This is a genomic window from Craterilacuibacter sp., from assembly GCF_051659485.1.
In the GTDB taxonomy this organism is placed as follows: domain Bacteria; phylum Pseudomonadota; class Gammaproteobacteria; order Burkholderiales; family Chromobacteriaceae; genus Craterilacuibacter.
Genome location: NZ_JBOFOO010000107.1, coordinates 1 through 8,331, shown reverse-complemented (window position 1 = coordinate 8,331; position 8,331 = coordinate 1). Strand labels below are relative to the sequence as shown.

At 59.6% G+C, this 8,331-nt stretch carries 5 protein-coding genes; 4 read left to right on the top strand and 1 reads right to left on the bottom strand.

Going from position 1 to position 8,331, the window contains the following annotated elements; all coding sequences use genetic code 11:
- Both ACRC1E_RS03795 and ACRC1E_RS03790 read left to right on the top strand, forming a co-directional pair.
- A partial coding sequence (locus tag ACRC1E_RS03795) for a phospholipase D-like domain-containing protein (protein WP_438513778.1) occupies window positions 1-1,307 on the top strand: 1,307 nt, incomplete at its 5' end.
- Window positions 1,308-1,785: 478 nt separating this feature from the next.
- Window positions 1,786-4,041: an Orn/Lys/Arg decarboxylase N-terminal domain-containing protein gene (locus ACRC1E_RS03790; RefSeq protein ID WP_438513779.1), complete on the top strand. Its 2,256-nt coding sequence runs from the start codon at window positions 1,786-1,788 to the stop codon at window positions 4,039-4,041.
- A gap of 62 nt (window positions 4,042-4,103) precedes the next feature.
- On the opposite strand, the gene ACRC1E_RS03785 is transcribed toward ACRC1E_RS03790, so the two are convergent.
- A complete protein-coding gene (locus ACRC1E_RS03785) occupies window positions 4,104-5,864 on the bottom strand; it encodes an AMP-dependent synthetase/ligase (protein ID WP_438513777.1) in 1,761 nt (586 codons plus the stop codon).
- A 214-nt stretch (window positions 5,865-6,078) separates the two neighbouring features.
- Between ACRC1E_RS03785 and ACRC1E_RS03780 the strand changes: the two genes are divergently transcribed.
- A complete protein-coding gene (locus ACRC1E_RS03780; RefSeq protein WP_438513776.1) occupies window positions 6,079-7,221 on the top strand; it encodes a trans-sulfuration enzyme family protein in 1,143 nt (380 codons plus the stop codon).
- A 119-nt stretch (window positions 7,222-7,340) separates the two neighbouring features.
- Complete coding sequence (locus tag ACRC1E_RS03775; RefSeq protein WP_438513775.1) at window positions 7,341-8,117, top strand: ferredoxin--NADP reductase; 777 nt, start codon at window positions 7,341-7,343, stop codon at window positions 8,115-8,117.
- Window positions 8,118-8,331 lie beyond the last annotated feature (214 nt).

Here is an 8,331-nt window from a genome sequence, read left to right as displayed (position 1 = left end):
ACAGCATCCTGATCGAGATGTACATCTTCGCCAATGACAGCGTTGGTCAGGCGCTGTGCGCCCTTCTGGCCGAGCGTGCCCGTGCCGGCGTGCGCGTCTTGCTGCTGGTCGACTGGTTTGGCTGCTGGCGGGAAATCCTTTCCGGCTTTTTCAAGCCGCTCTTGGCTGCGGGTGCCGAAATCCGCCATTACAACCCGCCGAGTCTCGCCGCAGGGCTGGCCTTGCTGGGACGCAATCATCGCAAACAAATCATCATCGACCAGCACGAAGTGTTTATTGCCGGTCTGTGTGCCAGCAGCCGCTGGGAGGGCGCCCCCGGTGCCGGCATCGCGCCGTGGCGCGACACCGGCGTCTCCCTGTCCGGGCCGGTGCTCGCCGAAGCCGTCGCGGCATTTGCCGACAGCTGGGCCAGTTGCGGCACACCGCTCAACCTTGCCCCGCCGCCGGCCGCTGCCGGGCATAACCCCGGCATCGCCGCACGCCTGATCGCGACCACGCCCAGCAGCGCCAACATGATGCGCCTCGACCTGATGATCGCCGCTTTTGCCCGGCACACCCTATGGATCACCGATGCCTACTTCATGGGTACCGGTACCTATCTGACCGCGCTGAAAAATGCCGCACGCGACGGCGTCGATGTACGCCTGCTGGTGCCGCGCTCCAGCGATATCGGCTGGATAGCCACCGTGTCGCGTACCCAGTACCGCCCCTTGCTGGAGGCCGGTGTACGCGTATTCGAATGGAACGGTCCGATGATCCATGCCAAGACCGCGGTCGCCGACGGACGCTGGGCGCGCATCGGCTCGTCCAACCTCAATGTATCCAGCTGGCTGGCCAATCGCGAGCTGGATGTGTCCATCGAAGACGACAGGCTGGCAAGCGAGCTGGCCGCACGCTTTTACCGTGATCTGGACAACTCGACCGAGGTCATACTGCAAGGCCAGCGCCGTCGCCCTGCGCTGTCCCGCCCGCGCGCCGCCGAGCATGCACCCTTGCTCAGCCCCGACGCCAATGCCGCCCGCGCCCGCGCCACTGCCCGCGCCGCAGCACGCCAGGCGGCCCGCATCGGCGATGCCATCGGTGCGGTGGTACGCGGCACACGGGAAGTCGAACGCAGCGAAGCCTCGGCCCTGCTGACCATAGGCTGCACCCTCATGCTGCTGGCACTCGCCATTGCCTTCTTCCCCTGGCTGGTCGCGGCACCGGTCTTGCTGTTGCTGGTAACCGGCAGCGGCGCCCTGCTGCTGAAAGCCGGGCAGTTGTACCGGCAACGGCGGCGAGATTCGGGAATAGGGAATAGGGAATAGGGAATAGGGAATAGGGAATAGGGAACAGGGAACAGGGAACAGGGAACAGGGATTCCATTCCCTGTTCACGCTTTTGAACTATTCACCCTTTACAACAAATACCAAATAGTTATAATGCGCGCCGAACAGGGTATTCGAAGGTGGGCTTGATAGCCTGCCCTAAGCCGGCAGACGTGAGGATGGCTTCCATCCAGTGCGGACCGCGGTGCAAAGCACCCAAATGACCCGGCGCTTTGGCGCCGGAATTTGATGTGAATCGCGCCTCAAGGCCAGCCTTCCCGGGCGGCGGTAACCAGTCCGTACGACCAGTAACTGCGCCCCAACGCGCACCGAGTGACATCTTTGGCCATGCCAAAGGCCGCAAGGCGTTACAGGTGCCCGGCCCCGACCCTGTCCCGTGACAGGGCACGACCCCATCTCGCGTACGCGTCCTTTGACGATGCCACCGATGTCCGAGTTTATCGACAAGGACTCAGGCATGCGTTTTCGTTTTCCCATCGTCATCATCGACGAAGATTTCCGCACTGAAAACACCAGCGGTTCCGGTATCCGCGAACTGGCCTCCGCCATTGAAGGCCAGGGCATCGAAGTGGTCGGCTACACCAGCTATGGCGACCTGACCGCATTTGCCCAGCAGCAAAGCCGCGCGGCCGGCTTCATCCTGTCTATCGACGATGAAGAATTCCATACCCAGGACAGCACCGACACGGCACTGGGCAAGCTGTACGGCTTTATTGCCGAACTGCGCCGCCGCAACCCGGACATCCCGGTCTATCTGTATGGCGAGACCCGCACCGCACGCCATATCCCGAACGATATCCTGCGCGAGCTGCACGGCTTCATCCACATGCACGAGGACACGCCGGACTTCGTCGCCCGCCATATCATCCGTGAAACCAAGTCCTATCTCGACAGCCTGGCACCGCCGTTTTTCCGCGCGCTGGTCGACTACGCCAACGACGGCTCCTACTCGTGGCACTGCCCGGGTCACTCCGGCGGCGTCGCCTTCCTGAAAAGCCCGGTCGGCCAGATGTTCCACCAGTTCTTCGGCGAGAACATGCTGCGTGCCGACGTGTGCAATGCGGTGGACGAACTGGGCCAGCTCTTGGACCACACCGGCCCGGTGGCCGCTTCCGAGCGCAACGCCGCACGCATCTTCAGCGCCGACCATCTGTTCTTCGTCACCAACGGCACTTCGACCAGCAACAAGATCGTCTGGCACAGCACCGTTGCCGCCGGCGATATCGTACTGGTCGACCGCAACTGCCATAAGTCCAATCTGCACGCCATCATTATGACCGGCGCCATTCCGGTGTTCCTGATGCCGACGCGCAACCACTACGGCATCATCGGCCCGATCCCGAAATCCGAGTTCTCGCTGGAGAACATCAGGAAAAAGATTCTGGCCAATCCGTTTGCCCGTGCCGCGCTGGAGAAAAACCCGGATGCCAAGCCGCGCATCCTGACCATTACCCAGTCCACCTACGACGGCATTTTGTACAACGTCGAGGAGATCAAGGGCCTGCTCGATGGTGAGGTCGATACCCTGCACTTCGATGAAGCCTGGCTGCCGCACGCCAGCTTCCACGATTTCTACGGCGACTTCCACGCCATCGGTGACGACCGGCCGCGCTGCAAGGAATCGATGATCTTTTCCACCCAGTCCACCCACAAGCTGCTGGCCGGCATCTCGCAAGCCTCGCAAATTCTGGTGCAGGACCCGCTAAACCGGAAGCTGGATGTGTCCTTGTTCAACGAGGCCTATCTGATGCACACCTCGACCAGCCCGCAGTACGCGATTATCGCCAGCTGCGATGTCGCGGCGGCGATGATGGAACAGCCGGGCGGCAAGGCGCTGGTCGAAGAATCGCTGGTCGAGGCACTGGACTTCCGCCGCGCCATGCGCAAGGTAGACGAAGAATACGGTCATGACTGGTGGTTCAAGGTATGGGGGCCGCAGGCACTGTCCGACGACGGCATCTGCGATCCGGCCGAATGGCAGCTCAAGCCGGAAGACCGCTGGCACGGCTTTACCGGCATCGAGGAAGGTTTCAACCTGCTCGATCCGATCAAGGCCACCATCCTGACCCCGGGCTTGGATGTAGACGGCAGCCCGGACGAAATGGGCATTCCGGCCGCCATCGTCACCAAGTATTTGACCGAGCATGGTGTTGTGGTCGAGAAGACCGGCCTCTACAGCTTCTTCATCATGTTCACCATCGGCATCACCAAGGGCCGCTGGAACACGCTGATTTCGCTGCTGCAGCAGTTCAAGGACGACTACGACAAGAACCAGCCGATGTGGCGCATCATGCCCGAGTTCGTCGCACGCTATCCGCAGTACGAGCGCGTGGGGCTGCGCGATTTATGCCAGAAGATCCACGAGCTCTACGCACGCCACAATATCGCGCGCCTGACTACCGACATTTATCTGTCGGAGATGGAAGCGGCGATGCGCCCGGCCGATGCTTTCGCCAAGACCGCACACCGCGAAATAGAGCGCGTGCCGGTAGACGAACTGGAAGGCCGCGTCACCGCCGTACTGCTCACCCCTTACCCGCCGGGTATTCCGCTACTGATCCCGGGTGAGCGCTTCAACCGTACCATCGTCGGCTATCTGCAATTCGTACAGGAATTCAACCGCGAACTACCGGGCTTCGAGACCGATGTACACGGCCTGATCGCGATCGAAAGGGACGGGAAACGGGTGTTGTGTGTGGACTGCGTGAAGTAAACCGGAAATGACCCGCAAAAAAATCCCCGCAACGATGCGGGGATTTTTTATGGGCCAGAGAATCAGGCCGGATGATGTGCGTACAGACTGTCGATCAGATCACGGCAGTGCTGTGCGATCACCTTGCGGCGCAGTTTCAGCGTCGGAGCCAGCTCGCCCTTATCCACACACCAGGCTTTTTCCAGCAGCGCGAATTTCTTCACATGCTCCCAGTTGCCAAAGTAGCGGTTGAAGCGTTTGACCTCGCGGTCTATCAGCGCCTGTACCTTGGGATTGTGCGTCATTTCGGCATCACTGGTGTAGGCGATACCCTGCTGGGTACACCACTCCTTGAGCTTGTCGAATAGCGGCACAATCAGTGCACCGGCAAATTTCTGCCCGTCACCGACCACCATCACCTGATCGATGAAGGCGGATTCCTTGAGCTTGTTCTCGATCACCTGCGGCGCAATGTATTTGCCGTTGGAAGTCTTGAACATTTCCTTCTTGCGGTCGGTAATGGTCAGCACGCCATCGACCATGGTGCCGATATCGCCGGTGTGCAGCCAGCCGTCGATAATGGTTTCGGCAGTCTGCTCGGCATCCTTGTAATAGCCCACCATCACATTGGGGCCACGCACCAGGATCTCGCCATCTTCGGCAATCTTCACTTCGACATGCGGCAAGGGTATGCCGACCGAGCCGATGCGAACCTTGGCGGCATCAAACTGATTGGCAGAGATCACCGGCGAGCATTCGGTCATGCCGTAGCCTTCGGCCACCATGATGCCGCAAGCCCACATCAGGCGCGCCAGGCGCGGTTGCAAGGCGGCGGAGCCTACGTTGATCCACTTCAGCTCGCCCCCCAGTGCCGCACGCCACTTGCTGAAGATCAGCTTGTCGGCCAGCGCAAACTGCGTCTTCTGCCACAAGCTCATGCGCGCATTCGGGTCGAAGTTCTCGGCCATGTCCAGCGCCCACAGATACAGCTTTTTCTTGTTGCCGGAAAGCTCGGAAGCTTTGCCCGCCAGTTTTTCGTACAACTTTTCCAGCACGCGCGGCACGGCACTGAAGGTGTGCGGATGGACTTCCTGCAGCGCATTGGACAACTGCTCGACACCGGCGAAATAGATACCGGTACCGGACGACATATAGTAGTAAACACCGGTGCGCTCGAAGATGTGCGACAGCGGCAGGAAGGACAGTGCGCGCAGCTTGCCTTCGGGCAAGCCGGTATGTTCGGCAGTTGCCGTGGCGGTGCTAACCACGTTGCGGTGCGACAACATCACGCCTTTGGAGCGCCCGGTGGTGCCCGAGGTATAAATGAGGGTGAATACTTCGTCGGCACCTATGCTGTCACGCAGAGCGGCGAGCATGATATCGTCACCGTCGCGACCCAAGGCTTCAATTTCGCGCCACGAAGGCACACCTTCGATATCGTTCAGGCCATAGATGGGGCAGCTCAGCCTGCCCAGTGCGTCATGCACCTTGCGCTGCAGGGCAGCCGAACCGACAAAAGCCATTTTAACGCCGGCGTGCATCAGGATGTATTGCGCATCTTCGACGGTAATGGTCGGATACAGCGGTACACTGATGGCGCCTATCTGCTGCAGCGCGAGGTCGACCAGCACCCACTCGGTCGAGTTGTCGGCCACAATGGCAACACGATCACCGCGCACGATGCCGGATTTGACAAAGCCATGGCTGACGCGGTTGACGGTTTCTACAACTTCAGGCGTCGAAAGGGTTATCCACTGCTTGCCCTTACGGCTACTGAGGCAATCGTGGCGTGGCTGCGTTTCTAGCTGGTGATACAGAAAGTCAAATGCACGTTCAAGCTTCATCGCTTTATGTGGACCGAAATCGAAAGAGCGCACCTTATCTCCAATCGGCGGGGGTGTAAAGTATTGAACTTAGGCGCGTTTGTACAATAAGCCATTGGAATCGGCCGTTACTGCACAATAGAACAAAACCAGTCAGTAGCTAAAATTTACAATACGGTTTGCTTGCACTCACCCTTCAAATCCGTATGTTTGACTTAAAAATCCGAGGTTTACCATGAAGTTTTCCACCCGCGCCATCCACGCCGGCTATCAGGCCGAACAGCACCAAGGGGCGGTAATGCCCCCTATTTACCAGACCTCGGTATTCGCCTTCGACAGCATAGGTGCGGATATGGAGTTTTCCTACGCCCGTTCCGGCACACCGACACGATCAGCACTGGAAAACTGCTTTGCCAGCCTGGAAAATGCCCGTCACGGCATGGCTTTTGCCAGCGGCATGGCCGCCATCGACGGGGTATTGCGTGCCTGCTTGGCGCCGGGCGATGAGGTCATTGCGGTCGCCGATCTTTATGGCGGTGCCTGGCGCTTACTCTCCCGCGTGATGGCGCCACTGGGCATCAAAGTCAGCTTCGTCGACCTGACCGACACCGCCCATCTGGAAGCGGCGATCAATCCGGCAGTCAAGCTGCTGTGGCTGGAGTCACCCACCAACCCGCTATTGAATCTGGTCGATATCAGCGCACTATCGGCCATCGCTCACCGCCACGGCATTACGGTAGCCATAGACAACACCTTTGCCACCCCCTACCTACAAAACCCGCTGGATCTGGGCGCCGATATCGTCGTGCATTCGGCCACCAAGTATCTGGGTGGCCACTCCGATGTGCTCTTGGGTCTGGTTGCCGTCAACGACGAGGCTTTGTACGCCAAAATACGCTTTATCCAGAATTCGGCCGGCAATGTGCCGGGCCCGCAGGACTGTTTTCTGGTCCTTAGGGGTATCAAGACACTGGCACTCAGGATGGAGCGCCACTGCGACAACGCCGAAAAAGTCGCCGCTTTTCTAATTACCCATCCGGCGGTAGAGAAAGTGTTCTTTCCCGGCCTGCCCGAACATCCGCAACACGCGCTGGCCTGCCGCCAGATGCGCCGTTTTGGCGGCATTATTTCAATCTATTTAAAGGATGACACGCGCCAAGCCGCCAACCGTGTCGCCACCGGCCTGAAATTGTTTGCACTGGCCGAGTCGCTAGGCGGGGTCGAGTCGCTGGTCAACCATAGCTGGACCATGTCACACGGCTCTTTGCCGCCCGAACAGAAGCGGGCACTAGGCCTGCGCGAAGGCGGCTTGCGCCTGTCTATCGGCATCGAAGACATCGACGATATTCTGGCGGATCTGACACAGGCCCTGGCATAAGCCAGAGCGGGTATGGTGTGCACGCCTTAAACCAACGGCGTGCCATCGCCTGCCCTTGCCTTCCTGCACCTGCACCCCGACAATGGCAATATCCGATTAAATTACTCAGGTATTGTCTTATGCAAGCGCCAACCGCAGAGAACTTCAGCGCAGAAACCATTTTGTGGACCCGTCGCTGGAGCGAGAAACTGATCAGTTTTCGCATTTCACGCCCGGCAGACTTCCGCTTTACACCGGGCCAGTTTGCCCGGCTAGGGCTGGCACAAGACTCGGGTAAGATCTGGCGTGCCTATTCAATGGTGTCGGCGCCTTGGGATGAGTATCTGGAGTTCTTTTCCATTCTGGTGCCGGATGGTCAATTTACCTCACGCCTGAAACAGCTACAGGTCGGCGATACCCTACTGCTCGACCAGAAGCCCAACGGCTTTTTTACTGCCGACCGCCTACCGGACGGGTGCGAACTGTGGCTGCTAGCAACCGGCACCGGTCTGGCACCCTATTTGTCCATCCTGCAGCAGCCTGAACTCTGGGCGCGTTTCGAGCACATCGTGCTGGTACATGCAGTACGCGAAGCCGGTGATCTGGCCTATACAGACGAAATCGCCGCCTTGAGGCAGCACCCGTTGTGGGCCGCCTACGGCCATAAACTGCGCTATGTGCCGGTCGTCACCCGCGATGCGCCGCATGGCATGCTGAACGCACGCATCCCGGCACTGATAGAAGATGGACGGCTGGAAGCCGCCGCCGGCCTGACGCTGACACCCGAGCACAGCCGCTTCATGATTTGCGGCAATCCGAAAATGGTGGCAGACACCTTCCGTACCCTGCTCCAGCGCGGCTACAGCCTGTCGCGCCTGAAAACACCGGGACAGATCGTGCTGGAAAACGGCTGGTAAGGGCAGATAAGTGCGTGAAATGTTAGAATCGGCTGATGCAATGTTTACTCCTACGGTTACGGCTGGCAGTCTGCGCCCTGTTGCTGGCGCTAGGCGCCTGCAGCAGCACACCGGCCTACCCGCCGATACCGGCCGGCCATTACCGCGTACAAGCGGGGGACACCCTGTACCGCATTGCGCGCAATAACGGGCGCAGCGTCAGCGAGCTACGCAG